This window comes from Variovorax saccharolyticus (assembly GCF_030316765.1).
Classification (GTDB): Bacteria; Pseudomonadota; Gammaproteobacteria; order Burkholderiales; family Burkholderiaceae_C; genus Variovorax; species Variovorax saccharolyticus.
Genome location: NZ_JASZYT010000009.1, coordinates 181,086 through 204,690, shown reverse-complemented (window position 1 = coordinate 204,690; position 23,605 = coordinate 181,086). Strand labels below are relative to the sequence as shown.

Here is a 23,605-nt window from a genome sequence, read left to right as displayed (position 1 = left end):
AAAATGAGCATCACATTCGAAGACCAGACGCAGACGCAGACGCCCGTCCGGGCGCTTCCGGCGGTCGCGCTGCGCTGGCGCGCCGGCTGGCGCGTGCTGCGCAGCGTGCAGCCCGGCCTGCTGCTGGCCTGGCTGGTGATCGCGACGGTGGCGGCCTGGGCGCTGGTTCCGGGCGCGTTCACCGGCTACAACCCGGTGCAGGGAAGCTCCGGCCAGCATCTGCTCGCGCCCGGCGCCTCGCACCTGCTGGGCACCGACGGCCTGGGCCGCGATCTCTATGCACGCGTCGTGCATGGCGCGGTGCATTCGCTCTCGGGCGCATTCCTGGCCGTCACGGTCGGGCTGGTGCTGGGCACCTCGATCGGCGTGGTCGCGGGCTCGGTCGGCGGACGGGTCGAGGACCTGCTGATGCGCATCGTCGATGTGCTGCTCGCGGTGCCTTCGCTGCTGCTGTCCCTGAGCATCATCATCATCCTCGGCTTCGGCACGCTGAACGCGGCGCTCGCGGTCGGCGTCGCCTCGGTCGCGGCATTCGCGCGCCTGGTGCGCTCCGAGGTGGTCCGGGTGCGCCGCGCCGAGTACGTGGAGGCCGCCTTCGGCAGCGGCGGCCGCTTTCGCAGCGTGCTCTGGCGGCATGTGCTTCCGAACTCGATGACCTCGGTGGTCGCGATGGCCGCGCTGCAGTTCGGCACTGCCATCCTGTCGATCTCGACCCTGGGCTTCCTGGGCTACGGCGCCCCGCCGCCGACGCCCGAGTGGGGCCTGCTGATCGCCGAGGGCCGCAACTACATCTCGACCGCTTGGTGGCTCACGACGGTGCCGGGCCTGGTCGTGGTGGCGGTCGTGCTGTCGGCCAACCGCATCAGCGTGGCGCTGTCGAAAGGGCGCCGGTGAGCAGCGTCGTCGCCCTCAGGCCCGAGGGCCTCGCGGTGTCGCCGGTGCTCGAGGTTGACCGGCTCGCGATCGGCTACCGCGACAAGGACCAGTTGCACCGCGTGGTGCACGACGTGTCCTTCGCCATCCATCCGGGCGAGATCGTGGCGCTGGTGGGCGAGTCGGGGTCGGGGAAGACGACCACGGCGCAGGCCGTCATCGGCCTGCTGCCGGCCAACGGCCAGCTCGAGCATGGGGCGATCCGCCTCAACGGCACCGATGTCGCGGGCTGGTCCGACAAGCGCTTCGACGGCATCCGCGGCAGCACCGTGAGCCTGATTCCGCAAGACCCGACGAGTTCGCTGAACCCGGTGCGCACGGTCGGCGAGCAGGTGGCCGAGATCCTGCGCATCCACCGCCGGGTCGAGCGCCGCCTGCTCGACGAACGGGTGGTCGAACTGCTGGCGCGCGTCGGGCTCTCGCAACCCGAACTGCGGGCGCGCCAGTATCCGCACGAGCTGTCGGGCGGCATGAAGCAGCGCGTGCTGATCGCGATCGCGATCGCGCTGCAGCCGGCCCTGATCATCGCGGACGAGCCGACCAGTGCCCTCGACGTGACCGTGCAGAAGCGCATCCTCGACCTGATCGACGAGCTGCGGTTGGCCTTCGGCACCGCGGTGCTGCTGGTGACTCACGACCTCGGCGTGGCGAGCGACCGCGCCAGCCGGATCGTGGTGCTCCAGGGCGGACGCATCCAGGAGCAGGGACCGACCCCGGCGCTGTTGCGCCAGCCGCGCAGTGCCTACACGCGGCAACTGCTGTCGGACGCACCGTCGCTCGCGCTGGCGGCCTTCCGGCCCGAGCGGCCGCAAGCCGGACCGGCGCTGCAGGACCAGAGCGAGTTCGCGATCGTGGTCGAGGACCTGGTGCACGAGTTCGCCATCGGCGGCGCGCGCGGCACGGTGTTCCGTGCAGTCGATGGCGTGTCGTTCCGCGTCCGGCGCGGCACGACGCATGCGATCGTGGGCGAGTCCGGCTCCGGCAAGACCACCACGATCCGCGACGTGGTGGGCTTTCGCCAGCCGACCGCAGGACGCATCCTGATCGAGGGCACCGATCTGGCGGGCCTGCGCGTCGAGGCGCTGCGCCGCTTCCGTCGCCGGATCCAGCTGGTCTACCAGAACCCGTTCGGATCGCTCGATCCGCGGCAGACCATCTTCGAGATCATCGAGGAGCCCCTGCGCAACTTCGAGCCCCTGGAGGCATCGGAGCGCAAGCGCCGGGTGAGCGAGATCCTCGCGCGTGTCGGCCTGCCGGGCGCGGTGCGGCAGCGACGGCCGCATGCGCTCTCGGGCGGCCAGCGGCAGCGCGTGGCGATCGCCCGCGCGCTGGTTCTCGAGCCGCAGGTGCTGGTGCTCGACGAGGCGGTCTCCGCGCTCGACGTCACGGTGCAGGCCCAGATCCTCCAATTGCTCGAGCGCCTGCAGGCGGAGCTCGGCCTCACCTATCTCTTCATCTCGCACGACCTCGCGGTGGTGCGCCAGATCGCGGACACGGTGTCGGTGCTGCAGCACGGGCGCCAGGTCGACTCGGGCCGCGTGGAGGAGGTCTTCCTCCGGCCCCGCAGTCCCTACACGCGTGAACTCATCGATGCCATCCCCGGCAAAAGGAACTCTCATCTTGTCCAAACTCCGACGCCTGGGCTTCTTCAGCAGGCTTCTTGACGACGCCACCGCCGCCGAGCGCCTGCGCCTGGTCACCGAGCAGATCGTGCATGCCGAGGCCTTCGGCTTCGATGCGGCCTGGGTCGCTCAGCATCACTTTCACGAGGCGGAGGGCGGCCTGCCTTCGCCGCTGGTCTTCCTGGCCTGGGTGGCGGCGCGCACGCAGCGCATCAGGCTCGGTACCGGCATCGTCACGCTGCCGCTGGAGAACCCGGTGCGCGTCGCCGAGGACGCGCTGGTGCTCGACCTGATCGCGGGCGGGCGGCTGGAGTTCGGCGTCGGTACCGGCGGCACGCCGTCTTCCTTTACGGCCTTCGGCCTGCAGAGCGAGCAGCGCGCGGAGGTCTTCGCGAAGCACCTCGCGCTGGTGCGCGACGCCTGGGCCGGGCGGCCGCTTCCCGGCGGCGATCGGCTCTATCCCTCCTCGCCGCAGCTGCTCGACCGGATCTGGCAGGCCAGCTTCTCGGTCACGGGCGGTGCCCGGGCCGGGCTGGCCGGAGACGGCCTGATGCTGTCGCGCACGCAGCCGCGTGCGCCGGAGGCACCCGAGGCCACGCTCGCCGACCTGCAGTTGCCGATCATCGAGGCCTATCGCGCGGCGCTGCCCGCGGGACGCGCCGAGCGCATCGTGGGATCGCGCTCGGTGTTTGTCGCCGACGACCGCGCGCTCGCGCGCCGCCTGGCCGAGGAGGGCCTGCGCCGAAGCCTGGCCCGCCAGGCCGGCCCGGACCGTCCCGGCGCCGATGCGTCGCTGGACGAGCTGATCGCGCGCCAGGACGTGCATGTCGGCACGCCGTCCGAGGTGATCGCTTCGCTGCGGGCCGATCCCACCCTCGCGCAGGTGACCGACCTGGTGTGCCAGGTGCATTCGGTGGATCCGCCGCATCGCCACATCCTGCGCTCGATCGAGCTCATCGCCACCGAGGTCGCGCCCGCGCTCGGCTGGCAGGGACCGGCGAAGACCCGTTCATCTTCTCTTTCAACCCAACAGGCCATCGCATGACCTTGTCCAGCATTCCGGACGTGATCGACCACCTCACCGGCACTGTGTCCGGCGACACCCTCGACACCCTCCGCGCGAATCGTCCGCAGGCGCGCCTGCATGCCCAGCAAAGCTATCTGGCGCTGTTCGAGCCGGCCGCGCCGGCCGCCGGCGAGGCTTCGCAGTTCATCGGCGCCGAGCGTTTCACCGTCGCCGTCTTCGTGGCCGGACTGCACGGGCAGGCCGAACTGGCGGCCTTCTATGCCGAGGGGCTGTCGCGGGTGGGCGCTGCCAAAGGCGGCGCGCGGCTGGCCGCTGCGCTGGTGCACGCGCACCTGCTGGTGCTGCATCCGCGCGATGCCAGGGCCGCAGACCTCCAGGCCCTGCTCGATGCCGGCTGGTCGACCACCGACATCGTCACGCTGTCGCAGCTGGTCGCCTTCCTGAGCTTCCAGATCCGGGTGGTCGTCGGCCTGCGCTCGCTCGCGGCCCAGGCCGCTCCTGCCACCGCCGCCTGACCCCAACCCCCCCCCCATGAGCCTCCGAACCCTCTCGCACCCGGACAACGTTCCGCCCAAGGCCTTCACGCAGGCGCAGCTCGACTGGCTGCCCTGGCTCGAACCGCTGCCCGAGTCCCAGCTGACCGATCGCCACCTGGCCGGCCTGGTCGATGCATCGCGCGCCAAGTCGCCGTACTTCATGCTGCTCGCGCGCGATCCCGACATCCTCGGCGCCCGCACCCGCACCGACAAGGACATCTTCTACAACCCCGAGGCCGGCCTCCCGCGTGCCGAGCGCGAGCTCTCGGCAGCCGCAACCTCGCGCTACAACGGCTGCATCTACTGCGCATCGGTGCATGCGCGCTTCGCCTCGCACTTCTCGCCGCGTTCGGCCGATGTCCAGCGCCTGCTCGATGAAGGCGTGGGCGCGGCGCTCGATCCGCGCTGGGACGCGATCGTCGCGGCCTCGGTGGCCCTGTCGTCGACGCCGATCGCCTTCGGGCCGACCCATGTCGAGGCACTGCGTGCGGTCGGCCTCGACGATCTCGCGATCTCGGACGTGATCCACGGCGCGGCCTTCTTCAACTGGGCCAACCGGTTGATGCTGTCGCTGGGCGAGCCGGGACCCGCCCCGGCAGGCGCGTGATCAGAAAGTCACCTTGACCGAGGGCGCGCTGCGCCTGGCCTCGCCGTGGAAGACCGCCTCGATGTTGTTGCCGTCGGGATCGAGCACGAAGGCGGCGTAGTAGCCCGGGTGGTAGGGCCGCTCGCCGGGCGGGCCGTTGTCGGTGCCGCCATGCGCGAGCGCCGCCTTGTGAAAGGCATCGACGGTCGCCTTGTCCCCGGCCTGGAAAGCCAGGTGATGGCGACCCGTGAGCTTGCCCTGCGCGGCCTCGCTGTCGGCCGTCGAAACGAACAGCTCGTCGGCCCAGAAATAGCCCTCGCCGGCGCCGCCCAGCGGAACCTTCAGCACCTTCAACACGGCCTCGTAGAAGCCCTGGCTCGCGGCGAGATCGCGCACCACGAGCTGGATGTGATCGATCAGGCGCCCGCGGTGCAGCTCTTGTGTTTCCATTCATGCGCTCCTTTGTTTCAACGAAGTCGTCGCGCTCGCCGTGCGGGCGTTTCGGGCTTCCATGGTGGGTCGGGGTTGGCATTCTTGGCCGTGCGGCGGGCGGGGGTCAACCGGCGCGAGCAGCAGCGCCGCGAAGTGCTGGCGCGGCTACCAGAGCCGAAAGCGCACCGCGGGGTCGCGCACGACGCGTTCGCCGAGGCCGCGTTCCCAGGCGAGGTAGTCGGCCCATGCGCGGTCCCGGCGTGCCGCCGGCACGCGCATGACGGAGCCCCAGTCGTCCTCGAAGGGCGTGAGCAGCTGCGCGGGTTCCCAGGCCTGCTCGACCGGCAGTTCCGCCGCCTGCCATGCCAGGGTGCCGCCGGCGAGCCAGTCGAACTCGCTCGCGGGCCAGCGCTCGCGCGCGTCTCGTGCCGCCAGCCGCGCAGCGCGGCCATCGGGGGAACTGAAGACGATGCGATCTGCGTCCCGCAGCAGCGCTGCCAGTGGATCCAGCGTGAAGGGCAGCAGGAAGCGTGCGCGCGGAAGGTGCGCGCGCTCGAAATCCGCGCTCGGCCCGACGTCGATGACCCGCGTGCGTTCGGGGTCGGTGCGCAGCAGCGCGGCCAGCCGGGCCGGGGACAGGCCGGGCCCGACGCCGGCCGCGGTGGGGTCCGGAAGAGGGCCCTCTGCGCGCCAGCCGGCCGGCAGTTCACCGTCGAGGATGTAGACCTCGGCCTGGCCCAGCTGGAGCAGCCAGAAGGCCGTGACCGCCGCGCGCAGCCGGTGCGGATCGTCGAGCAGCACGATGCGGGCGTGGCGGGTGCCGACCAGGTTCTCGAAATGCATCAGCAACTGGCCGCCGGGGACGGCGCGGACGCCGGCGATCGAATCGTCGATGCGGGCCGTCGGTCGCAGGTCGAAGACGTAGAGCGTCCGATCGTCGGCGTCGTGCAGACGGCGCATCGCATCGGGGCGCAGCAGCGGCAAGTCGTAGCGCCGGATCAGCGCATCGGCGCGACGCTGCAGCTCTTCGTCGCCGGCTTGCGGCAGTTCGATTCCGGGCCGTGCGTTCTGTACCACCGGCGCGCCGTCGAGCGCCCACTGCATCACGCCGTCCTCGACGAAATGCACGTCCCGATGGCCGAGCAGGCGCAGCGTGGTGGCAGCGATGATGCCGCGCGTGCGGCTGAAGCAGTTGACCGCCCAGGGCGGGGCCTGCGGCTCGGCCGGCCACTGGCGCAGCGCGAGTTCGGTGCCGGCATGGTTGCTGGCGCCGGGGAGCGTCAGGAAGGCGTATTCCCCGGCCGGGCGCGCATCGATCACGGTCACGGGCAGGCCCGCGTCCTGGCGTTTGCGCAAGGCGTCGCCGCCGAGGGCCGGCGTTGCGTAGTGCAGGCGCACGCGATCGCCGAAGGCCTTGACCAAGGTTCCGTAGCCGTCGATCAACGGCAATCCCGCGGCCTGCCAGGCGCCGGTACCGCCGTCGAGCACGCGCACGTCCCGGTAGCCGAGGCGGCCGAGCAAGGCCGCAGCGCGCGATGCCGGTCCCCCGGGGTCGCCGGCGTCGACCAGCACCACCGGCGTGCCGAGGCGCGGCACCATCGCCCGCACCTCGAGTTCCAGCGTCGACAGCGGGGCCAGACGCGCGAGATTGAGATGGCCGGCGACATGGGCGCGCGCCTCGCGCACGTCCAGCAATGCGAGTTCAGCGCCGCCCAGCAGCGCTTCCTGGAGTGCCTGCGGCGCAATGGACGCGTCGCGGCTGAAGGTTGAAGCCATGGGCATCGGGAGGCGAAGGAGGCGGGCTCGCCATGGAGGCCCGGAGGCCAGAGGATGCCTGCGACTGTAGGCAAATGGCGCGCTGCGGACAACGACGCTTTGCGCATGTGCTCATGCGCAATGGGCGCAAGCGGATCGGACCAGCGGCGGCAACATCAGGCAGCCCCTTGCATCCGTTCCGATGACCACGCCCGCCCGCCCGCCCTCCCTGGCCACTGCCCGCACCGTTCGCTGGTGGCGGCATTTCGAGGTGCCGACGCTCGTGCTGGCGATGCTGCTCTATGCGGCCTGGGCAGCGCTGGTCCATGGGCATGCGCATGTGCCTGGTGTGCTGCTTTTCGCGATGGGCGGCTGCCTCGGTCAACTTCACTCCTCGCTGCAGCACGAGGCGATCCACGCCTTGCGCAACATTCCGAAGCCGCTGCGCTGGGCACTGGTCTGGCCGCCGCTCAACCTGTGGCTTCCCTACCCGCTGTACCACCGCAGCCACAGCAGCCACCATGTCAATTTCCATCTCACCCACCCCGAGCGGGACACGGAAAGCGTCTACCACTCGGCAGCCGCGTGGAACTGCTACGGCCCGCTGCGGCGAGCGATCGTCGCCGCCAACCAGACGCTCGCCTTCCGGGTGACGGTGGGTCCCTGGCTGCGCCTGTTCAAGATGGCGTGGTCGGAGGCGGGCCGGCTGGCCGCCGGCGATTTCTCGCATGCCGCGATCTGGCTCGTGCATGCGGCCAGCGTCGCACCGATCGTCTGGTACGTGACACGGGTCTGCGGCATGGGCCTCGGCGAGTACCTGCTGTACTTCGTCTATCCGAGCATGATGCTCGGGGCGCTGCGCTCCTTCACCGAACACCGCTGGGGCGACGCGCCCCACGAACGGGTCGCCATCGTCGAGTCGAACGCCATGTTCGGCCTGCTCTATCTCTACAACAACCTCCACCATGTGCATCACCGCTCGCCGACGATGCCGTGGTACGAGATTCCCGGCCACTTCCGCCGCAACCGTGCCGCGGTGCTGGAAGCCAACGGCAACTTCTACTACCGCGGCTACGTCGAGATCGCGCGCCGCTACCTGTGGCGGCCGGTCTTCCGGCCGGTTCACCCGCAGTGGTGAGCTGCCGTTGACTGCTGGAGATTCGCGAGCCCGGTCAGCGCCGCATGCTGCAGCAGCATGATCGTCTTGCCGTCCTCGATCTCGCCGTCGGCGATCATTTCCAGCGCGCGCGCCAGCGGGAGTTCGATCACCTCGATGTCCTCGCCCTCGGCGGCGTCACCGCCGCCCTCGCCGAGCCGATCCCCGTCGTCGTAGGCGGCGACGAAGAAGTGCAGCTTCTCGGTGACCGAGCCGGGGCTCATGTAGGCCTCGAACACCTTGCGCGGCGCGGTCACCACGAACCCCGTCTCTTCCGCCACCTCGCGACGGATCGCCGACTCGGCGTCGTCGCCATCCAGCAGCCCGGCGCAGGCCTCGATCAACAGGCCGTCGGCGCAGCCGTTGACATAGGCCGGAAAGCGGAACTGGCGTGTCAGGATCACCGTGCCGCGCTGTGGATTGAACAGCAGCAGCACCGCGCCGTTGCCGCGGTCGTAGGTCTCGCGGCTGACGACCTGGGCCCGGCCGTCGCGGCGCCGGATCTCGAAGGTGGTCTTGCGCAGCAGGAACCAGTCGTGGGCCAGCACGCGCTCCTCGAGGATGCGCAGGCGGGCATTGCCGACGAAAGGACGGGGATCGGTATGGGTGGAAGGCATGGCGAGATTGTGCGAGTTCGTGCAGTATCGTGCAATGTCGATAAACGTGCAATGTCGTGCAAAATCATGCGAAGCGCTTCAGATCCTCGCCCTCGCTCCCATGCTCACGACCCAACGCAAGAACCTGCTGCTCGCCCGCCTCGCCGCCGAAGGCCAACTGGTCGCCAAGGACCTCGCGGGCGAACTCGGCACTTCGGAGGACACCATCCGGCGCGACCTGCGCGAGCTTGCCGCGGAGGGCAAGCTGCAGCGGGTGCATGGTGGCGCGTTGCCGGCTTCCGTCGCGATGGGCGACCTGGCCGTGCGCCAGCAGGTGTCGGTCGCCGACAAGGCGGCGCTGGGGCGCTTCGGCGCCTCGCTGATCCAGCCCGGCCAGGTCGTGATCCTCGACGGCGGAACCACGGCACTGGAGGTCGCGCGGCAGTTGCCGCCGGGCCTGCGAGCGACGATCGTCACCCACAGCCCCAACGTGGCGGTGGCGCTTGCCGCGCATCCGGGCATCGAGATCATCGTGCTGGGCGGTCGCCTGTTCCGCCACTCGATGGTCCATGTCGGTGCGGCGGTGATCGACGCCGCGTCGCGCCTGCGCGCCGACCTGTTCTTTCTCGGCGTGACGGGCGTCCATCCTGATGCAGGCCTGAGCACGGGAGACGCCGAGGAGGCGGCCGTCAAGCGTGCGCTGCACGAGCGTGCGGCCGAGACGATCGTGCTCGCGTCGCCGGAGAAACTGATGGCCGCGTCGCCCTTCGTCGTCGCGCCGCTGGCCGAGATCAGCCTGCTCGCCGTCACCCGGGCAACGCCCGAGCGCGTTGCCCGGGCGCTGCGCAGCCGCGGCGTCAAGCTGCGACGCATCTGAGGCGACGCGCGCGGCGGCCCCGCACCCGGGAGCCGCCCGGCAGGCGCCTCATTCGCCCGGCTGAGTGGCGCCGTCGACTTCGGCCGGATCTACCGCCAGCTGCTCGGCGGGCTCCTGCCTGGCTTTCGCATAGACGCTGGGCGACAGCTGATTCATCGTCAGTCCGGTCTCGTTGGCCGCGAGCATGTCGCCGTTGCGCATCGCCCGCGCAAGCTCGGCGCGCGCCTGCGTCACGGTCTTGCTGTAGACCGGCGGATCTGCCGGGTAGTAGCGCGGCGCGACACGCTTGAACGGCGAGCCATGCAGGCCATAGAGGTCGCCACTCTTCGTCGCCCGTGCGAGCTCGGCCTCGACTGCCGCGCGTTCCGTGGCCAGCACCGTCGGAGAGCGATTCGCAGTGTTCTCGGCTGCGTAGGAGTAGTCGGCGGCCACGGCCCGCACGGCCACTGTCATCAGGCTCGCAATCATCAGTGTCTTCTTCATGAGATTCTCCCCAGGTTGTGGTTGAGCGTCCTCGCGGCACCCCTTGCCACGAGTGACGATCCCAGCCTAGGGTGGGGTCGAGGCGCCCGCATCCCTTGTTCGTGGGGCAGCGAAGGCGACGCTCCTCCTCTTTGGGGACACGGCGGGCCCGGGCTTCAGCGCACCATCCAGGCTGCGGCGCCGTCGAGCATCTGCTGCATCACTTCGGCGTCGTTGCGGCCCGAGCGCACCAGCACATGGAAGGAATGGTCGGCCTCGTCGATCCGCAGCAGCGTTGCCAGCGGGCCGAGCTCGGCCGCCAGCTTCTCGATGCGGCCGAACTCCGCGAGCTTGTCGCGCGTGCCCTGGACGAACAGCATCGGCGTGCGGACCTCGAACAGATGGCGCGCCCGGTCGCTCGACGGAGCGCCCGCCGGGTGCAGCGGAAAGCCCAGGAACACCAGCCCCTCGACCCCCGGTAGGGGCACCAGGGCCTGCGCCTGCGAGCTCATGCGGGCGCCGAAGGACTTGCCGCCCGCGAACAGCGGCAGCGCCGGGAACAGGCCCGCGGCGTGTGCCACGGCGGCGCGCACCGCGGCGTGGGCGACCGCCGGCGAGTCGGTGCGCTTCGAGCCGCGCTCCATGTAGGGGAATTGGTAGCGCAAGGTCGCGATGCCGCGTTCTGCCAGGCCATCGGCCACCGCGGCCATGAAGGCATGCGACATGCCGGCGCCGGCGCCATGGGCGAGCACATAGCAGGCCCGCGGCGTGGCTGGCGATTGCACGAGGCCCGAGACGGTCTCGGCATCGTCGAGGCTGAGGGTGGTCGGTCGTGTTTCGGTGTCCATGCGTCGCTCCTCGGGCTGTGTTCGCCGCGAACCTTAACCTGACGTCAACGCAGACATGTGCCAATGTGTGCTGCAAGACGGCGGCTGCTGCCTAGACTCGATTCTCGAACAAACCCCACGAGGAAGACCCACGATGCGCCGACGCAAGCTGCTTCGTTCACTGGCCGTGCTCTGCACCTTCGCGAGCTTCGGCTCCTTCGCCCTGGCCCAGGCCGCCGCCAGCGCCTACCCCGAGCGTCCCCTGCGGCTGGTCATCGGCCAGGCGCCGGGCGGCGCGGTCGACACGGTCGCGCGCATGCTGGCCGAGCGGCTCGCCAGCGCGCTGCAGCAGCCGGTCGTGGTCGAGAACAAGCCGGGCGCAGGCGGCATGCTGGCCGCCGAGGCCATCGCCCGCTCCGCCCCGGACGGCTACACGCTGGGCTTGCTCGATGTCGGCGCGCTGACCGTCAACCCGGTGCTGCAGAAGAAGATCAGCTACGACGTTGCCCGCGACTTCAGCTACATCGGCACGGTGGCGCGGATCCCGCTCGTGCTGGTGGCCCACCCGTCGCTGCAGCCCTCCAGCGCTGCGGAACTCACGCGCTACAGCAGGGCGCATCCGGCCGAGCTGAGCTATGCGTCGGCCGGTGTCGGCAGCCCGCCGCACCTGGCCTTCGAGAGCTACAAGCAGCAGTCGGGCGCGCTGGTGACCCATCTGCCCTACCGCGGCGGCGCGCCGGCGCTGGCGGACGTGGTGGCCGGGCACGTGCAGCTGACCTTCATCGACACCAACCTCGGCAGCCAGTACCTGAAGAACGGGCGCGTGAAGGCGATCGCCGTCGCGACCCGCGAGCGCAGCGCCCTGATGCCGGAGGTGCCCACCTTCGACGAGGCCGGGTTGAAGAACTTCGAGTTCGCGCCCTGGGTCGGACTGATCGCCCCGGCGGGCCTTCCGCCCGCGGCGTCGGCGCGCCTGGCGGCGGCGCTCGCCACCGTGATGGCGAACGCCGACACCGGCAAGCGCCTGCGCGATATCGGCTTCGTGCCCTTCGGCGGCAACGCCACGGAGTTCGCTGCCCTGATGCAACGCGATCTCGAGGCCCATCGCTTGCTGGTGCGGCAGCGGAACATCAAGCTCGAGGATTGAACGGTCGAAGCAACGAATGCAAGGAGACACGCAATGACAGACAAGACACTGGTCCTCGACGAGCTTCCCGGCACGCGCGCGGCCGCCGACATGGACACCTTCGTCGACGCCTGCCTGGTGCTGGCGGCCCAGGGCCACGCGGCCGGGCTCGCCGGCCAGATCACGATGCGCGACGGAGATTCCGGGCGCATGTTCACGCTCGCGCTCGGTACCGGCATGGACGAGGCCGAGGCCGGCCGCGTGCTGCTGGTCGATGCGCAGCTGAAGACGCTCGAGGGCAGTGGCCGGGCCAATCCCGGCGCGCTGTTCCACAGCTGGATCTACCGCCATCACCCGCAGGTCAAGGCCATCGTGCACACGCATCCGCCCGCGCTGTCGGCGCTGTCGATGCTCGGCATCCCGATGCCGGTGGCGCACATGGACGCCGCCATGTTCCACGACGACTGCGGCTTCCTGGCGCGCTGGCCGGGCGTGCCGACCGGCGACGAGGAGGGCGCGCTGATCTCCGAAGTGCTGCATGGCAAGCGCACCGCCTTCCTGGTCAACCACGGTGCGGTCTGCACCGGGGCGACGATGCAGGAGGCGATCTACCTCAACGTGTTCGCCGAGCGCAATGCGCGCATGTGCCTCGATGCGCTGGCCGCGGGCCCGATCCAGCCGGTCGAGCCCGAGGCCGCGCGGGAGGCGCACGACTTCCTGTTGCAGCCGGCCATCGTCAACGCCACCTTCGCCTACTGGGCGCGTCAGGCCAGGCGCGCCGCGAAGTCCTCGATCGCCTGAAGCGTGGCGGCGACCGCCCGGCCCGGCGGGGTCGAGGCCAGGTGGATCAGCACCACCTCGCGGTCGAAGTTGCCGCCGGCGATGCGCATGCGCCGCAGGCCGCGCGGCGAGACCGCGGCCTCCGGCAGCGCGCTCGGCAGGATGGTGGTGCCGACGCCGGCAGCGGCGAGGTCGAGCGACACGCTGACCGAATTGCACTCCGCCGCGATCGACAGCGGGCCCGGCAGTTCGCGCTCGATCACCCGGCGCAGCGCATAGGGGCGGGGCGGCACGATCAGCGGCCTGCGCGCCAGCTCGGCCAGGCCGATGTCGCCGGCCGGGCCGGGCGCGGCCGAGGCACTGCCGTAGGCGCTGAGGTTCTCGGTGCCGAGCCGTACGAGGTGGACCGCGTCGGTGTCGACCGCGAGGTCGTACACCAGGCCGATGTCGGCGTGGCCGCGCAGCACCTGGTCGACCACGTCGGGCGAGCTCGCGTTGTCGACCCGGACCACGAGTTCCGGATGGCTCCGGCGCAGCGCGGCGACCACTGCCGGCACCAGATAGGCCGCGAGCGTGTTGACGGTGGCGATCGAGACGCTGCGCAGCGCGGTGGACGAGGCGCTGCGCGCGGCGTCGAGCGCCGCATCGAGCAGCGCGAAGCCGCCGCCGGCATCGACCGCCAGCCGGCGTCCGAGCGGCGTGAGATCCATGCCGCGGCCGTGGCGCTTGAACAGCGGGCCGCCCAGGGACTTCTCCAGTGCGCTGATCTGCTTGCTGACCCCCGGCGGCGTCAGTTCGAGCGTGTCGGCGGCCTTGCGCAGCGAGCCGCTTTGCGAGACGACGAGGAAGGTTCTCAGCAGGCGGTCGTGGTCGGGCATGAGGAAGGTGGCGGAGATGGCCGCCGCCGGAGCATAGCGCGGGGCGGCGGCGCTCAGCGGGCGCGGGCGGCGCAGCACGCAGCGCCTGCGGCCTGCGTGACCGGGGCCGGCGCCGGCTGCTGCGCGTAGCGGTCGTGGTGGCGCACCCATTCCATGGTGTGGGTCAGGCCGTCCTCGTCGCGGCCCCTGGGCGCGAGGTCCAGGAAGTCGTAGGCGCCCATCATCAGTTCCACGCCGCGCCCATAGGTCGAGTAGGTGTGGAAGACGGCGTCCGTGTCGTCCTTGAAGAAGACGCTGATGCCGGGCGCTTCCTCTGCCGGGAAGGCCTGCATGACGTAGTTGTAGTCGACCTTGCCGGTGGCCAACTGCGCGGGCGTGAAGCTGACGCCGAAGTCGTGGTTGAAATCGCTGGCGTGCGAAGACACCCAGTTGAACTGCCAGCCCATGCGGCGGCGGAAGCGCTCGATCTCGGCCAGCGGCGCGCGCGACACGGCCACCAGCGTGAGATCGCGCTGCGCCAGGTGCGGCCGGGCGCCGTCGGCGTGGTCGGCCATGAAGGAGCAGCTCTTGCAGCCTTCTTCCCAGCCGGGGCCGAACATGAAGTGCTGCACCACCAGTTGGCGCCGGCCTTCGAAGAGCTCGGCCAGCGTGCACGGCCCCGTGGGTCCGTCGAAGACGTAGGGCTTCTCGATGCGCACCCAGGGAAGGGCGCGGCGCTCGCGGGCGATCTGGTCGCTCAGGCGCGTCAGCTCCTTCTCGCGCGCCAGCAGCATCCTGCGCTCGGCCAGCCATCGGTCGCGCGACACGACGGGATGGCCGGCGGCCTTGGTTTCGGGCATGCCGGTGTTCATGGGGTGCTCCTCGCGGGACGCCGCACGGCGCGGACCTTGCCGCTGGCGCCGCCGCCGCAGTAGAAGAGATCCGCGCCATCGGACTCGAGGCCGCTGACGCCGACGCCGGGCGGCATCTCGAGGCGCTCGAGCACGGCGCCGCTGTCCGGATGGATGCGCCGGAGCTCGCTCTCGTCGCCTTCCCAGGTGCCGTGCCACAGCTCGCCATCGACCCAGGTCACGCCGGTGACGAAGCGGTTGGATTCGATGGTGCGCCGGATCGCGCCGGTCTCGGGGTCGATCTGGTGGATCTTGCGATCGCGGTACTGCCCCACCCACAGGCTGCCCTCGGCCCAGGCGAGGCCCGAGTCGTGGCCGTGTCCCGGGGTCGGGATCGACGCCAGCACGCGGCCGCTGGCGGGGTCGATCTTGTCGATGCGTTCCTCGGCGATCTGGTAGAGATAGCGGCCGTCGAAGGCGGTGCCGGCGTCGCAGGCGAGGTCGAGCGTGCGCGTGGGCTCGCCGCTCGCGGGGTCGAAGGCCACCAGCCGGTCGCCGGTGGCGGCCCAGACGCGCTGGCCATCGTGCGTGATGCCGTGGATCTGTCCGGCGCCGGCGAAAGGTCCGTACTCGCGCACGATCTGCGCTGCACGCACCGGGGTCGGGGGGCTGTCCTGGCTTGTCCTGCTGCTCATCGTCGACTCCTTGTGATGCGCGCTGCCTGGAGACAACTCTATTCAATCGGCAGCGCGGCGGGGAGTAACAAAAGCGTCGTGAATCCGGCCAGGGGCGGCGACAGCCAGCGCCGCGCGCGCGCCCGGCCGATCGAGCGCACCCGTCCCGCGCCCTCGAGGTCGACCAGCGCGCGCTGCACCGTGCGCTGACTGGCCCCCAGTGCCAGGGCCAGGGCCGAAGTCGACCAGGGAGCGCCGTCGGCGAGCAGCGCCACCACCGACCCCAGCTCGCCGTCGATGGGCGGCGCCAGCACGACGACCTCGCGCGCGTCATGCGGCCTGAGGACGAAGCCTTGCGGCGTGGCCTCGATCGCTGCCAGCTCGGCGACCAGCGCCCGCAGGCGGCCGATCTCGACCCGCAGGCGGGCCCGATGCGTCTCGTCGGGATGGCGGGTCCGGAAGGCGCGGGCGATCAGCGCGTCCCGGTCGATGTCGCGCGGCCAGGCCTCGGCCAGCGCGCGCGCCAGGGCGAACAGCACCGGCCGCCGTGCCAGCGGCCGCCAGGCGTCGCCGGCGCGCAGCCCGTGCCGGCAGGCGTCGACCACCAGCGCGCCGGAGCCCAGCAGCGCAGCGACCTCGTCGAGGCGCAGCGCCTGCTCGCCATCGGCCAGCAGCCGCCGCGCCGCCGGTCGATCGAGCGCGGCCCTGGCCTCCGCCACCTCGGCCTGCAACGCCGGCACGCGCGCCCGATCGGCCGCTTCATGGGCGCGGGCGAGCGCCGCCTGCGCGGGGCCGGTGCGCAGCGAGCGCAGTGCGATCTCGGCTGCGGCCAGCTCGGCCACCGCGGTCAGCGCCGGTGGCAGGTCCCGCGTGTCGAGCGGCGCCAGCGCGGCCGCGGCTTCGTCCAAGCGGCCGAGCAGCAGCAGCCGGCGCATCGCGATCAGCCGCGCCTGCAGCGCATTGGCGCGATCGGCGTGCGCTTCGAGCGTGGCGGCCGCGGCCGCCAGCGGGCGCGGCGAGCCACCGATGTCGCGCATGGCCAGCGCCACCTCCGCCTCGGCCACGACGCAGCGTGCGCGGGCCAGTTCTTCGTGGGCACCGAAGCCGCGCGCCGCGCGCCGCAGCAGCTCGCGCGCACGCGGATGCTCGCCGAGCTGGGCCATGGCGATGCCACGCAGGGCGAGCGCCGGCGGGTCGTCGCGCAGCGCGACCCGCTTCAGGGCACCGATCGCGTCGCCGGCGGCGAGAGCCCGCGCGGAGGCGGCGATCAGGGAATCCATGGCGACAGGTTAACCCGCCGCGCCCCGGCCCTATCGACCGATGTCAGCGCGCCTTCGGCCAGGGCAGCAGCCGGCGTTCCGGCTCCTGCTTGCCGGTCTTCGAGGGCGTGGCCGTGCCCTTGTGCTCCGCCTGGCTGCAGGCCGATGCTTCACCGGCGGCGGAGCGCAGCATCGGCGCCAGCAGGGAGATCCCGCCGGTCGCGGCCGCCACGCCCACGTTGGCCGCCTGGCGCGCGGCACCGCGCGGATTCACGCTCAGCTCGGGCGCCTCGAGCGGGCCCTGCAGCAGCATCAACTCGACCAGGCTGCCCGGATTCAGGTCGAGGCCGCGCTTGACCTGGGGCCGGAAGGCGAGCGACAGGGTGCGCCGGGCGAGGTTGATCTCGCCGCTGGCCGAGACCGCGATTTGCCGCGTCTCGATCGCGATCGAACGGTCGATGGCGGCCACGCCGTCGCGCAGCGGGAGCCGCACGACCGCGCACTGCACCGCGAGGTTTTCGCGCGGCTGGCCGGTCGGGATCAGGGCGTCGATCAGGCGCGCGACGAGCTTGCGGTCCAGCGAGGCGGCCCGCCCGGTCAGCCCGACATCGCGGGCGGTCAGCAGCGCCTCGCCGGTGGCAGTGCCGGCCAGCGCCCAGGGCGTGCGGCCGGTCATCGCCAGCCTGGCGTCGAGGTTGGCGCGGCCGCCCTTGAAGTAGCGGTTGCCGCCCTGGGCATCTTCCAGGGCGTCGACTGCCATCGATCTGGCGCTCAACTGGAGGTCGACGCGCGGTGCGGCATCGGGGCGCAGCGCGACGTGGACTTGCCCCCGGGCCTGGCCGCCGGCGATGGCGAAGCTGAGCGGATCGAACTGCAGGCGTCCGGGCTCGAAGGCGACGCGGACCTGGATCGCCGACAGCGCGGGCAGGTGCTCGACGCGCCACGCGGCGGCCGCGAGCGAGGCCTCGAACTTCAACGGTGCGCCGGCGCCGGCCCGCAGCGTCGCGCTGCCGGTGAGGCGCTGGCCGGCCAGCGACAGCTGCATCGCGTCGGCGCGCCATTGACCGGGTGAATGCACCAAGGTCGTGTGCCAGTCCAGAGGCAGCGGAACCAGCGCCGCCGCTTCGCCCAGGAGTGCCAGCGCCTTCGCCTCGTCTACCTTCAGCGACACCTCGGCATCCAGCGACCCCGCGTGCGGGCCGGTGCCCATGCTCCCTTTCAGCGCCGCCGAGGCGCCGTCGGTGCTGGCGCGCAGGTCGAGCGGCCAGGTGGCGGTGCCGGCCAGCAGCGCGTCGAGCGGACCAGTCTGGCCATTCAGGGTCCAGCGCTGTGACTGGAGCGCGAGGCGCGCATTCAACTGGCTGTGCTCGTCGGCTGCTGCGGCCACCAGCGATTCGATCTCGAGCTCCAGCCTGGTGCCCTCCCGGCCCTGGCGGTAGCTGATCCGGGTGTCGGTGGCTTGCAGCCGGTCCAGCGTGATCCTCGGCGCGGCTCTTCCGGTGCTGCCCCCGCCGGACGGCGCCATCCGCCAGTTGTAGCGGCCGGCGCCGTCGGATTCGAGGCGCAGTTCGGCGCCCTCGATGTCGACGCTCTGGATGCGCACCGTGCCCGACAGCAGGTCGCGCAGGGAGATGTCGAAGCCGACGTGCCGGGCCCGCAGCATGTCGGGCTCGGCGCCCCACTCGGCATTGGCGAGCGCGACGTCGTTGGCGGCGATCGTGACGTTGGGCAGCAAGTGCAGCGTGAGATCGCCGTCGATGCGGAAGGCGCGGCCGGTTGCCGCGCTGACGCTCTCGGCGAGCATCGCGGCGAGCCGCTCCGGCGGATAGGCTCGCCGCAGCGCGTACCACGCCGCCGCCAGCAGCAGGGCGAGCAGGCACAGCGCGATCAGCGCGCGGCTTGCGAGGCGCCACGCGCGGCCAGGGCCGTCGCGGAGGGGTTGGGTCTCCATCCGCGCATTCTGGGCCCTCGGGAACTCAGCGCAGGGGACCGCGGATCGTCTCGGCCGACTTCTTCAGCTGGCACTCCATCTCCTGCGCGAGGTCGGCCCGGCGCCGCCTGCCCAGATAGACGGCCACTCCGGTCACCAGCACCGCGGACAGTGCCACAAAGCCATAGACGCCCACTTCCATCTTTCGATCTCCTGCATCGCCGACAAGTCAAAACGAAGGCCCTCCGACGACATGCGTTCGTACGGAGGGCCTCGCGGTCCCGGAGTACCCATGGGTTTTGCCGGGTCCGTGAGCAGAATATGGAATGGGCGAGGCGGCGTCGAGCTCAGTGGCGAGCGCGAGGATGCGACGGACGCGTCCTACCTGGGCCGGTGGCTTGGGGGTACGCATGAGCTGACCGGCGACATTGGCACGATCGCGAGCAGGTGCCCCGAGGTATGCATGCCCGAATTGGGTATAGTCATGCCCAATATGGGTACGGAATACGGCGATCCCCCCCAGCAAACCAGCCTTGCGGACGCTCTTTTTTCGGGCACCCGGCAACGCGTGCTGGGTTTGCTGTTCGGTCAGCCGTCGCGCAGCTTCTACGCCAACGAGCTGATCGGCTTGGCCGGGAGCGGCTCGGGCGCCGTGCAGCGCGAGCTGGCCAGCCTCGCGCAGAGTGGCTTGGTCAGCGTCAGGGCGGTGGGCAACCAGAGGCACTATCAGGCCGACCCCGAGTCGCCGATCTTCGCGGAACTGTGCAGCATCGCCCAGAAGACCTTCGGCCTGGCCGAGCCGCTGCGCGAGGCGCTGGAACCCCTGGCCGGCCAGATCAGGGCGGCGTTTGTCTACGGCTCGGTCGCGAAGAAGACCGACACCGCCAGCAGCGATGTCGACTTGATGGTGCTCAGCGACGCATTGGGCTACGGGGATCTCTTCCTGGCCTTGGACGTCGTCAGCAACGCCCTCGGTCGCACGGTGAATCCGACCATCCTGACCGGCAAGGAGTTCGCGAAGCGCGTGGCCGCCCAGGAGTCCTTTCTGACTCGGGTGCTGGATCAGCCCAAGATATGGATCATCGGAGGCGAAAGTGACCTCGCCATTTGAGAACCTCAGCGGCCCCGGCAAACCGCTCAAGGCGGAGCCTCCGGACGTCAAGGAATTCGCCGGCCTCAAGCGCTCGGGCAACGCGAGGTTGCAGGACGCGATCAATACATCCCTCGCGCTGGAGAGCCGCTTCGACCTGGCCTACAACGCTGCACACGCTTTGTGCCTGGCCGCGCTGCGATGGAATGGCTATCGATCGACGAACCGGTACATCGTTTTCCAACTGCTGCCGCATACGCTTGGGCTCGGACCCGAAGTGTGGCGGTTTCGTCCGCGCCTTAATCAGCTTCCGTGTTGCACCCGCTTCAACCCGGCCCCTCCCTTCGCAAGCTGTTCCCCAACGCAGTCTTGCGCAGGATCACCGCGAAGGACTGCACCGCCGCTGGCTTGCTCTCGCCGAGCCGCCACAGGATGCCGGGCGTGCGCACCGGCGTCGGGCTCTCGAGCGGAATCACCTTGAGGCCCGGCATGCCCTCGGGCACCGCGTTGATCGCCACGATGGAGCCGATCATCGTGCGCGCGACCAGCGCCAGCATCGGCGCCACGGTCGACATCTCGGCCACCACCGTCGGCTCGGCGCCGCAGGCCCGGAAGCACTCGTCGAGCATGGTGCGGGTCGAGAAGGCGGTCGACACCAGCACCAGGTCCTGCCGGTGCAGCTCGACCATGCGGATGCGCTTGCGGCCGGCCAGCGGATGCTCGGGCGAGACGACCAGCACCATCTCCTCGTTGTAGAGCGGCTCGAACCACAGGTCGGTCGGATCCTCGGGTCTGTAGGCGATGCCCAGGTCCAGTTCGCCGGCCGCGAGCCGGGCCACGATCACCTCCGCCGCGAGCTCCTCGACGCTGATGCGCACCGTCGGATGGCGCGCCAGGAACAGTGCCACGCATTCGGGGATCAGCCCGATGTTGAAGGTGTGGGTCGCGCCGATGCGCACCTTGCCCGTCAGGTTGCCGGCGCCCGGCTTGAGCAGCGCCACGCCCTGGTCGACCTCGCGCAGCGCGCGCGAGGCGAAGCCCCGGAACAGTTCCCCGGCCTCGGTCGTCACAACCTTCTTGCCGATGCGCTCGAACAGCGGCTGGCCCACCTCGTCCTCGAGCTGCTTGATCTGGTGCGAGAGCGTCGACTGGGTGACGTGAACCCGCTCGGCCGCCCGCGTGAAGCTCAGGCAATCGGCCAGCGCGACGAAGTAGCGCAGATGCCTCATCTCCATGAAAACCCCTGCTAATGATCGATGCCATCGATGATATCGATGGAAAGTAATCATTTGTCGGCGCGTCGGCAGACGCCTATCGTCCGCCCCATCAGGAGACAACAGCATGGCCGACTACAACCAGGACAGCATCACGCAGGATGTGCTCGAGGCCTTCGGCAAGACGCCCGACCTCCGTCTGCGCCAGCTGATGAGCGCGCTCGTCAGGCACGTCCATGCCTTCGCGCGCGAAGTCGACCTGAAGCCCGAGGAATGGCTCGCCGGCATGAAGTTCCTCGAGGCGACCGGGCAGATCTCGACCGACAAGCGGCCCGAGTTCATCCTGCTGTCGGACACGATCGGCCTGTCGATGATGGTGGTGGCGCTGGCGCAGGCGCGCGCCTGCGGCGAATCGAAGGGCGCCACCGAGGCCACCGAGGCCACGGTCGAGGGTCCGTTCTACTGGGCCGGTGCACCCGAGCTCGCGCTGGGCGCCGACATCGCCGAGGGCGTGCTGGGCGAGCCGACGCTCTACATGGGCCGCGTGACCGACGTGCGCGGCGAGCCGCTGGCCGGTGCGCTGCTCGACATCTGGTCGGGCGACGGCAACGGCAAGTACGACGTGCAGCTCAGCAGCGAGCCGACGATGGGCGCGCGCGGGCGCTTCCACACCGATGCCCAGGGGCGCTACTGGTTCTGGTCGATCCGCCCCGCCTACTACCCGATCCCGGACGACGGCCCGGTGGGCGAGATGATGCGCGCCACCGATCGCAGCATCTTCCGCCCCGGCCACATCCACCTGCAGGTGTCGGCGCCGGGCCACGTGACGCTGACCACGCAGCTGTTCGTCGGCGGCAGCCCCTACATCGATGCCGACGCCGTGTTTGGCAAGCGCGACAGCCTGGTGGTCGACTTCGAGACCCATGCGCCCGGCAGGGCCGTGGATGGCCGCGAGATGCGCGTGCCCTACCACTCGGCCAGCTTCGACGTCCGCCTCGCGCCGGTGCCGGCCTGAGACGCGGCCGCACCCCCATCCACTCGACCCAGGATTCCCATGAAGATCGGCAAGGCCACCGTGCCCCGCACGTCCATCAGCACCTCGGACGCCCACAGCATCGTCATCCGCGGCCACGACCTGTCGAAGGAGCTGATCGGCAAGGTGTCGTTCGTCGACCACTTCTTTCTGCTTCTCACCGGCCATTGGCCCACCGCAGGACAGTCGGCCGTGCTGAACGCCACGCTGGTGGCGATCGCCGAACACGGTCTGGTGCCCAGCGTGCAGGCCGCGCGCATGACCTTCGCCGCGGCGCCCGATGCGATGCAGGGCGCGGTGGCGGCGGGCATCCTGGGTTGCGGCTCGGTGGTGCTGGGCTCCTCCGAGACCGCCGGCCGCATGTTCAGCGAGATCGATGCCAGGGTGCAGGCCGGCGCGGCCATCGACGACGCCGCGCTCGAGGTGATGAAGTCCTGGCGCGCGGCGGGGCGATCCGTTCCGGGCTTCGGCCATCCGCTGCACAAGGAACGCGACGAGCGCGTCGGCGCGCTGTTCGACGCCGCGCGCGCGGCCGGCACCGACCTGCGTTTCGTCGCCATCGCCGAGGCGGCCGAAGCCCTGCTGCCCGAGGTTCTGGGCAAGCCGCTCAAGCTCAATGTCTCGGGCGCGATCCCGGCCGTGCTGCTCGGCGCCGGCTTCCCGGTCGAAGGGCTCAAGGGCGTGCCGATGCTCGCGCGCACCGCGGGCCTGATCGCCCACATGGTCGAGGAGATCCGCCAGCCGATCGGCTTCGCGCTGTCCTACCAGGCGACGCGCGAAGCGCTGTACGACGGCGAAGTGCCCGCAGGATTCGGAGGGCACCCGGCATGATCCAGGTGCTGCACGGCCTGAAGGTGGTCGAGCAGGGCACCTTCATCACCGGTCCGGCGGCCGGCATGCTGCTCGGCGACCTGGGCGCGGACGTGATCAAGGTGGAGCAGCCGGTCACGGGCGACCCCTTCCGCGCCTTCAAGAACGGGCTCTACAGTCCGCACTACCAGACCTACAACCGCAACAAGCGCAGCATCACGCTCGACACCAAGACCAGCGCCGACCGCGAGGTGCTCGACGCGCTGATCGCCGAAGCCGACGTCTACATCCAGAACTTCCGCCCCGGCGTGGCGGAAAAGCTCGGCGTCGGCGCGGAGCGGCTGCAGGCGCTGAATCCGAAGCTGGTCTATGTCGCGATCAGCGGCTTCGGCGCCACCGGACCGGCCGCCGGCCGGCCGGCCTACGACACCGTGGCCCAGGCCGCGAGCGGCTTCCTGCACCTGCTGGTGAACCCCGAGAACCCGCGCGTGGTGGGCCCGGCCATCGCGGATTCGCTGACCGGCTTCTATGCCGCCTATGGTGCCCTGGGCGCGCTGTTCGAGCGCAGCCGCACCGGCGTCGGGCGCAAGGTCGAGGTGTCGATGCTCGAGGCCATGGCGCACTTCAACCTCGATGCCTTCACGCACTTCTTCCAGGTCGACGAAGTGATGGGCCCGTACAGCCGGCCCAGCGTCTCGCAGTCCTATGTGCTGCGCTGCGCGGACGACAAGTGGATCGCGCTGCACATGTCGTCGCCCGAGAAGTTCTGGCGCGGGCTCGCGGTCGCGATCGAACAGCCGGACATCTTCGCGGATGAGCGCTTCGCGACCCGCGATGCGCGCATCGACAACCAGGAGACCCTGATCCGGCTGCTGGGCGAACGCTTCCTGACGCAGCCGCGCGACGAATGGTGCCGCCGCCTGCAGCGCGAGGACGTGCCGAACGCGCCGATGTACGACACCAGCGAGGCGCTCGAGGACCCGCAGGCGAAGCATCTGCAGCTGATGACCTCGGCCGAGCATCCGGTGATGGGGCTCTTCCGCACGGTGCGCTCGCCGGTCAGCTTCGATGGCGAGCGCGCGCTGGAGGTGCGCCCGCCGCCGATGCTCGGCGAGCACAGCGACGAGATCCGCGCCGCGCTCAAGCGCCGATGGAAATAGAACAACGACGGG

The 23,605-nt window shown here is 70.7% G+C and carries 25 protein-coding genes; 13 read left to right on the top strand and 12 right to left on the bottom strand.

The features are described 5' to 3' along the window. Positions 1–3 precede the first annotated feature (3 nt). From QTI45_RS25700 to QTI45_RS25680, 5 genes are read left to right on the top strand one after another with little or no spacing between them, the layout of a single operon-like run. Positions 4–894 carry an ABC transporter permease gene (locus QTI45_RS25700; protein ID WP_286656309.1) on the top strand — a complete coding sequence of 297 codons (891 nt, stop codon included), beginning with the start codon at positions 4–6 and terminating at the stop codon, positions 892–894. Further along, positions 891–2,597 (top strand): dipeptide ABC transporter ATP-binding protein, encoded by a 1,707-nt coding sequence (locus QTI45_RS25695; protein ID WP_286656308.1) that lies wholly within the window; start codon positions 891–893, stop codon positions 2,595–2,597. Before QTI45_RS25700 ends, QTI45_RS25695 begins: the two co-directional genes overlap by 4 nt. Next, on the top strand, positions 2,524–3,600 hold the full coding sequence (locus QTI45_RS25690) for a putative FMN-dependent luciferase-like monooxygenase (RefSeq protein ID WP_444813309.1): 1,077 nt from the start codon (positions 2,524–2,526) through the stop codon (positions 3,598–3,600). Before QTI45_RS25695 ends, QTI45_RS25690 begins: the two co-directional genes overlap by 74 nt. Next, the gene (locus QTI45_RS25685; protein ID WP_286656306.1) at positions 3,597–4,097 is read left to right on the top strand and encodes a CMD domain-containing protein; all 501 of its coding nucleotides are present in this window, start codon (positions 3,597–3,599) and stop codon (positions 4,095–4,097) included. Before QTI45_RS25690 ends, QTI45_RS25685 begins: the two co-directional genes overlap by 4 nt. A gap of 16 nt (positions 4,098–4,113) precedes the next feature. After that, positions 4,114–4,725 (top strand): alkylhydroperoxidase domain protein, encoded by a 612-nt coding sequence (locus tag QTI45_RS25680; protein ID WP_286656305.1) that lies wholly within the window; start codon positions 4,114–4,116, stop codon positions 4,723–4,725. Here QTI45_RS25680 and QTI45_RS25675 read toward each other — a convergent pair whose 3' ends face one another. Continuing rightward, the gene (locus QTI45_RS25675) at positions 4,726–5,154 is read right to left on the bottom strand and encodes a VOC family protein (RefSeq protein ID WP_286369530.1); all 429 of its coding nucleotides are present in this window, start codon (positions 5,152–5,154) and stop codon (positions 4,726–4,728) included. It abuts the gene before it with no gap. A gap of 147 nt (positions 5,155–5,301) precedes the next feature. Then, entirely contained in the window at positions 5,302–6,912 is a 1,611-nt protein-coding gene (locus QTI45_RS25670; protein ID WP_286656304.1) for a rhodanese-like domain-containing protein, read from the bottom strand. Positions 6,913–7,093: 181 nt separating this feature from the next. On the opposite strand from QTI45_RS25670, the gene QTI45_RS25665 reads away from it, so the two are divergent. Next, on the top strand, positions 7,094–8,029 hold the full coding sequence (locus QTI45_RS25665) for a fatty acid desaturase (RefSeq protein WP_286656303.1): 936 nt from the start codon (positions 7,094–7,096) through the stop codon (positions 8,027–8,029). Here QTI45_RS25665 and QTI45_RS25660 read toward each other — a convergent pair. Then, positions 8,014–8,664, bottom strand: a complete 651-nt coding sequence (locus QTI45_RS25660; protein WP_286656302.1) for an NUDIX domain-containing protein — start codon at positions 8,662–8,664, stop codon at positions 8,014–8,016. The genes QTI45_RS25665 and QTI45_RS25660 overlap by 16 nt on opposite strands. A gap of 100 nt (positions 8,665–8,764) precedes the next feature. Between QTI45_RS25660 and QTI45_RS25655 the strand changes: the two genes are divergently transcribed. Further along, positions 8,765–9,520 (top strand): DeoR/GlpR family DNA-binding transcription regulator, encoded by a 756-nt coding sequence (locus QTI45_RS25655; RefSeq protein WP_286656301.1) that lies wholly within the window; start codon positions 8,765–8,767, stop codon positions 9,518–9,520. A gap of 48 nt (positions 9,521–9,568) precedes the next feature. On the opposite strand, the gene QTI45_RS25650 is transcribed toward QTI45_RS25655, so the two are convergent. Together QTI45_RS25650 and QTI45_RS25645 are read right to left on the bottom strand one after the other, a co-directional pair. Continuing rightward, a complete protein-coding gene (locus QTI45_RS25650; protein WP_286656300.1) occupies positions 9,569–10,003 on the bottom strand; it encodes a hypothetical protein in 435 nt (144 codons plus the stop codon). 155 nt (positions 10,004–10,158) lie between these two features. Then, positions 10,159–10,830: an alpha/beta hydrolase family protein gene (locus QTI45_RS25645; RefSeq protein WP_286656299.1), complete on the bottom strand. Its 672-nt coding sequence runs from the start codon at positions 10,828–10,830 to the stop codon at positions 10,159–10,161. A 133-nt stretch (positions 10,831–10,963) separates the two neighbouring features. Between QTI45_RS25645 and QTI45_RS25640 the strand changes: the two genes are divergently transcribed. Further along, positions 10,964–11,956, top strand: a complete 993-nt coding sequence (locus QTI45_RS25640; RefSeq protein WP_286656298.1) for a Bug family tripartite tricarboxylate transporter substrate binding protein — start codon at positions 10,964–10,966, stop codon at positions 11,954–11,956. A gap of 33 nt (positions 11,957–11,989) precedes the next feature. Beyond that, complete coding sequence (locus QTI45_RS25635; protein ID WP_286656297.1) at positions 11,990–12,736, top strand: aldolase; 747 nt, start codon at positions 11,990–11,992, stop codon at positions 12,734–12,736. Here the strand turns inward: QTI45_RS25635 and QTI45_RS25630 are convergent. From QTI45_RS25630 to QTI45_RS25605, 6 genes are read right to left on the bottom strand one after another with little or no spacing between them, the layout of a single operon-like run. After that, a complete protein-coding gene (locus QTI45_RS25630; protein WP_286656296.1) occupies positions 12,700–13,671 on the bottom strand; it encodes a LysR family transcriptional regulator in 972 nt (323 codons plus the stop codon). The genes QTI45_RS25635 and QTI45_RS25630 overlap by 37 nt on opposite strands. Continuing rightward, the gene (locus tag QTI45_RS25625) at positions 13,647–14,444 is read right to left on the bottom strand and encodes a DUF899 domain-containing protein (protein WP_286656295.1); all 798 of its coding nucleotides are present in this window, start codon (positions 14,442–14,444) and stop codon (positions 13,647–13,649) included. The genes QTI45_RS25630 and QTI45_RS25625 overlap by 25 nt, the downstream gene beginning before the upstream one ends. Beyond that, positions 14,441–15,118 carry a Vgb family protein gene (locus QTI45_RS25620; RefSeq protein WP_286369521.1) on the bottom strand — a complete coding sequence of 226 codons (678 nt, stop codon included), beginning with the start codon at positions 15,116–15,118 and terminating at the stop codon, positions 14,441–14,443. Before QTI45_RS25620 ends, QTI45_RS25625 begins: the two co-directional genes overlap by 4 nt. A gap of 38 nt (positions 15,119–15,156) precedes the next feature. Further along, positions 15,157–16,377: a helix-turn-helix domain-containing protein gene (locus QTI45_RS25615; RefSeq protein WP_286656294.1), complete on the bottom strand. Its 1,221-nt coding sequence runs from the start codon at positions 16,375–16,377 to the stop codon at positions 15,157–15,159. 43 nt (positions 16,378–16,420) lie between these two features. Beyond that, positions 16,421–18,307: an AsmA family protein gene (locus QTI45_RS25610; protein ID WP_286656293.1), complete on the bottom strand. Its 1,887-nt coding sequence runs from the start codon at positions 18,305–18,307 to the stop codon at positions 16,421–16,423. Between the two features lie 25 nt (positions 18,308–18,332). Next, entirely contained in the window at positions 18,333–18,488 is a 156-nt protein-coding gene (locus QTI45_RS25605) for a hypothetical protein (protein WP_286656292.1), read from the bottom strand. Between the two features lie 90 nt (positions 18,489–18,578). Between QTI45_RS25605 and QTI45_RS25600 the strand changes: the two genes are divergently transcribed. After that, complete coding sequence (locus QTI45_RS25600; RefSeq protein WP_286656291.1) at positions 18,579–19,397, top strand: transcriptional regulator; 819 nt, start codon at positions 18,579–18,581, stop codon at positions 19,395–19,397. 305 nt (positions 19,398–19,702) lie between these two features. On the opposite strand, the gene QTI45_RS25595 is transcribed toward QTI45_RS25600, so the two are convergent. Next, positions 19,703–20,611, bottom strand: coding sequence for a LysR substrate-binding domain-containing protein (locus QTI45_RS25595; RefSeq protein ID WP_286656290.1), 909 nt, complete (start codon positions 20,609–20,611; stop codon positions 19,703–19,705). Between the two features lie 106 nt (positions 20,612–20,717). Here QTI45_RS25595 and QTI45_RS25590 point away from each other — a divergent pair, with 106 nt between their 5' ends. Genes QTI45_RS25590 through QTI45_RS25580 form a run of 3 tightly spaced genes read left to right on the top strand, consistent with a single transcriptional unit; the run spans position 20,718 to position 23,593 of the window. After that, the gene (locus QTI45_RS25590; RefSeq protein ID WP_286656289.1) at positions 20,718–21,605 is read left to right on the top strand and encodes a dioxygenase family protein; all 888 of its coding nucleotides are present in this window, start codon (positions 20,718–20,720) and stop codon (positions 21,603–21,605) included. 39 nt (positions 21,606–21,644) lie between these two features. Then, entirely contained in the window at positions 21,645–22,454 is an 810-nt protein-coding gene (locus QTI45_RS25585; RefSeq protein ID WP_286656288.1) for a citryl-CoA lyase, read from the top strand. Then, positions 22,451–23,593: a CaiB/BaiF CoA transferase family protein gene (locus QTI45_RS25580; protein WP_286369514.1), complete on the top strand. Its 1,143-nt coding sequence runs from the start codon at positions 22,451–22,453 to the stop codon at positions 23,591–23,593. The genes QTI45_RS25585 and QTI45_RS25580 overlap by 4 nt, the downstream gene beginning before the upstream one ends. The last annotated feature ends 12 nt before the right edge of the window (positions 23,594–23,605 follow it).

What these genes read in the sequence shown, in the direction of transcription:
- QTI45_RS25700 (WP_286656309.1), top strand. Translation starts at nt 4, where the DNA reads ATGAGCATCACATTCGAAGACCAGACGCAGACGCAGACGCCCGTCCGG.
- QTI45_RS25690 (WP_444813309.1), top strand. Translation starts at nt 2,524, where the DNA reads ATGCCATCCCCGGCAAAAGGAACTCTCATCTTGTCCAAACTCCGACGC.
- QTI45_RS25685 (WP_286656306.1), top strand. Translation starts at nt 3,597, where the DNA reads ATGACCTTGTCCAGCATTCCGGACGTGATCGACCACCTCACCGGCACT.
- QTI45_RS25680 (WP_286656305.1), top strand. Translation starts at nt 4,114, where the DNA reads ATGAGCCTCCGAACCCTCTCGCACCCGGACAACGTTCCGCCCAAGGCC.
- QTI45_RS25675 (WP_286369530.1), bottom strand. Translation starts at nt 5,154, where the DNA reads ATGGAAACACAAGAGCTGCACCGCGGGCGCCTGATCGATCACATCCAG.
- QTI45_RS25670 (WP_286656304.1), bottom strand. Translation starts at nt 6,912, where the DNA reads ATGGCTTCAACCTTCAGCCGCGACGCGTCCATTGCGCCGCAGGCACTC.
- QTI45_RS25665 (WP_286656303.1), top strand. Translation starts at nt 7,094, where the DNA reads ATGACCACGCCCGCCCGCCCGCCCTCCCTGGCCACTGCCCGCACCGTT.
- QTI45_RS25660 (WP_286656302.1), bottom strand. Translation starts at nt 8,664, where the DNA reads ATGCCTTCCACCCATACCGATCCCCGTCCTTTCGTCGGCAATGCCCGC.
- QTI45_RS25655 (WP_286656301.1), top strand. Translation starts at nt 8,765, where the DNA reads ATGCTCACGACCCAACGCAAGAACCTGCTGCTCGCCCGCCTCGCCGCC.
- QTI45_RS25650 (WP_286656300.1), bottom strand. Translation starts at nt 10,003, where the DNA reads ATGAAGAAGACACTGATGATTGCGAGCCTGATGACAGTGGCCGTGCGG.
- QTI45_RS25645 (WP_286656299.1), bottom strand. Translation starts at nt 10,830, where the DNA reads ATGGACACCGAAACACGACCGACCACCCTCAGCCTCGACGATGCCGAG.
- QTI45_RS25640 (WP_286656298.1), top strand. Translation starts at nt 10,964, where the DNA reads ATGCGCCGACGCAAGCTGCTTCGTTCACTGGCCGTGCTCTGCACCTTC.
- QTI45_RS25635 (WP_286656297.1), top strand. Translation starts at nt 11,990, where the DNA reads ATGACAGACAAGACACTGGTCCTCGACGAGCTTCCCGGCACGCGCGCG.
- QTI45_RS25625 (WP_286656295.1), bottom strand. Translation starts at nt 14,444, where the DNA reads ATGAACACCGGCATGCCCGAAACCAAGGCCGCCGGCCATCCCGTCGTG.
- QTI45_RS25620 (WP_286369521.1), bottom strand. Translation starts at nt 15,118, where the DNA reads ATGAGCAGCAGGACAAGCCAGGACAGCCCCCCGACCCCGGTGCGTGCA.
- QTI45_RS25615 (WP_286656294.1), bottom strand. Translation starts at nt 16,377, where the DNA reads ATGGATTCCCTGATCGCCGCCTCCGCGCGGGCTCTCGCCGCCGGCGAC.
- QTI45_RS25610 (WP_286656293.1), bottom strand. Translation starts at nt 18,307, where the DNA reads ATGGAGACCCAACCCCTCCGCGACGGCCCTGGCCGCGCGTGGCGCCTC.
- QTI45_RS25605 (WP_286656292.1), bottom strand. Translation starts at nt 18,488, where the DNA reads ATGGAAGTGGGCGTCTATGGCTTTGTGGCACTGTCCGCGGTGCTGGTG.
- QTI45_RS25600 (WP_286656291.1), top strand. Translation starts at nt 18,579, where the DNA reads ATGGGTTTTGCCGGGTCCGTGAGCAGAATATGGAATGGGCGAGGCGGC.
- QTI45_RS25595 (WP_286656290.1), bottom strand. Translation starts at nt 20,611, where the DNA reads ATGGAGATGAGGCATCTGCGCTACTTCGTCGCGCTGGCCGATTGCCTG.
- QTI45_RS25590 (WP_286656289.1), top strand. Translation starts at nt 20,718, where the DNA reads ATGGCCGACTACAACCAGGACAGCATCACGCAGGATGTGCTCGAGGCC.
- QTI45_RS25585 (WP_286656288.1), top strand. Translation starts at nt 21,645, where the DNA reads ATGAAGATCGGCAAGGCCACCGTGCCCCGCACGTCCATCAGCACCTCG.
- QTI45_RS25580 (WP_286369514.1), top strand. Translation starts at nt 22,451, where the DNA reads ATGATCCAGGTGCTGCACGGCCTGAAGGTGGTCGAGCAGGGCACCTTC.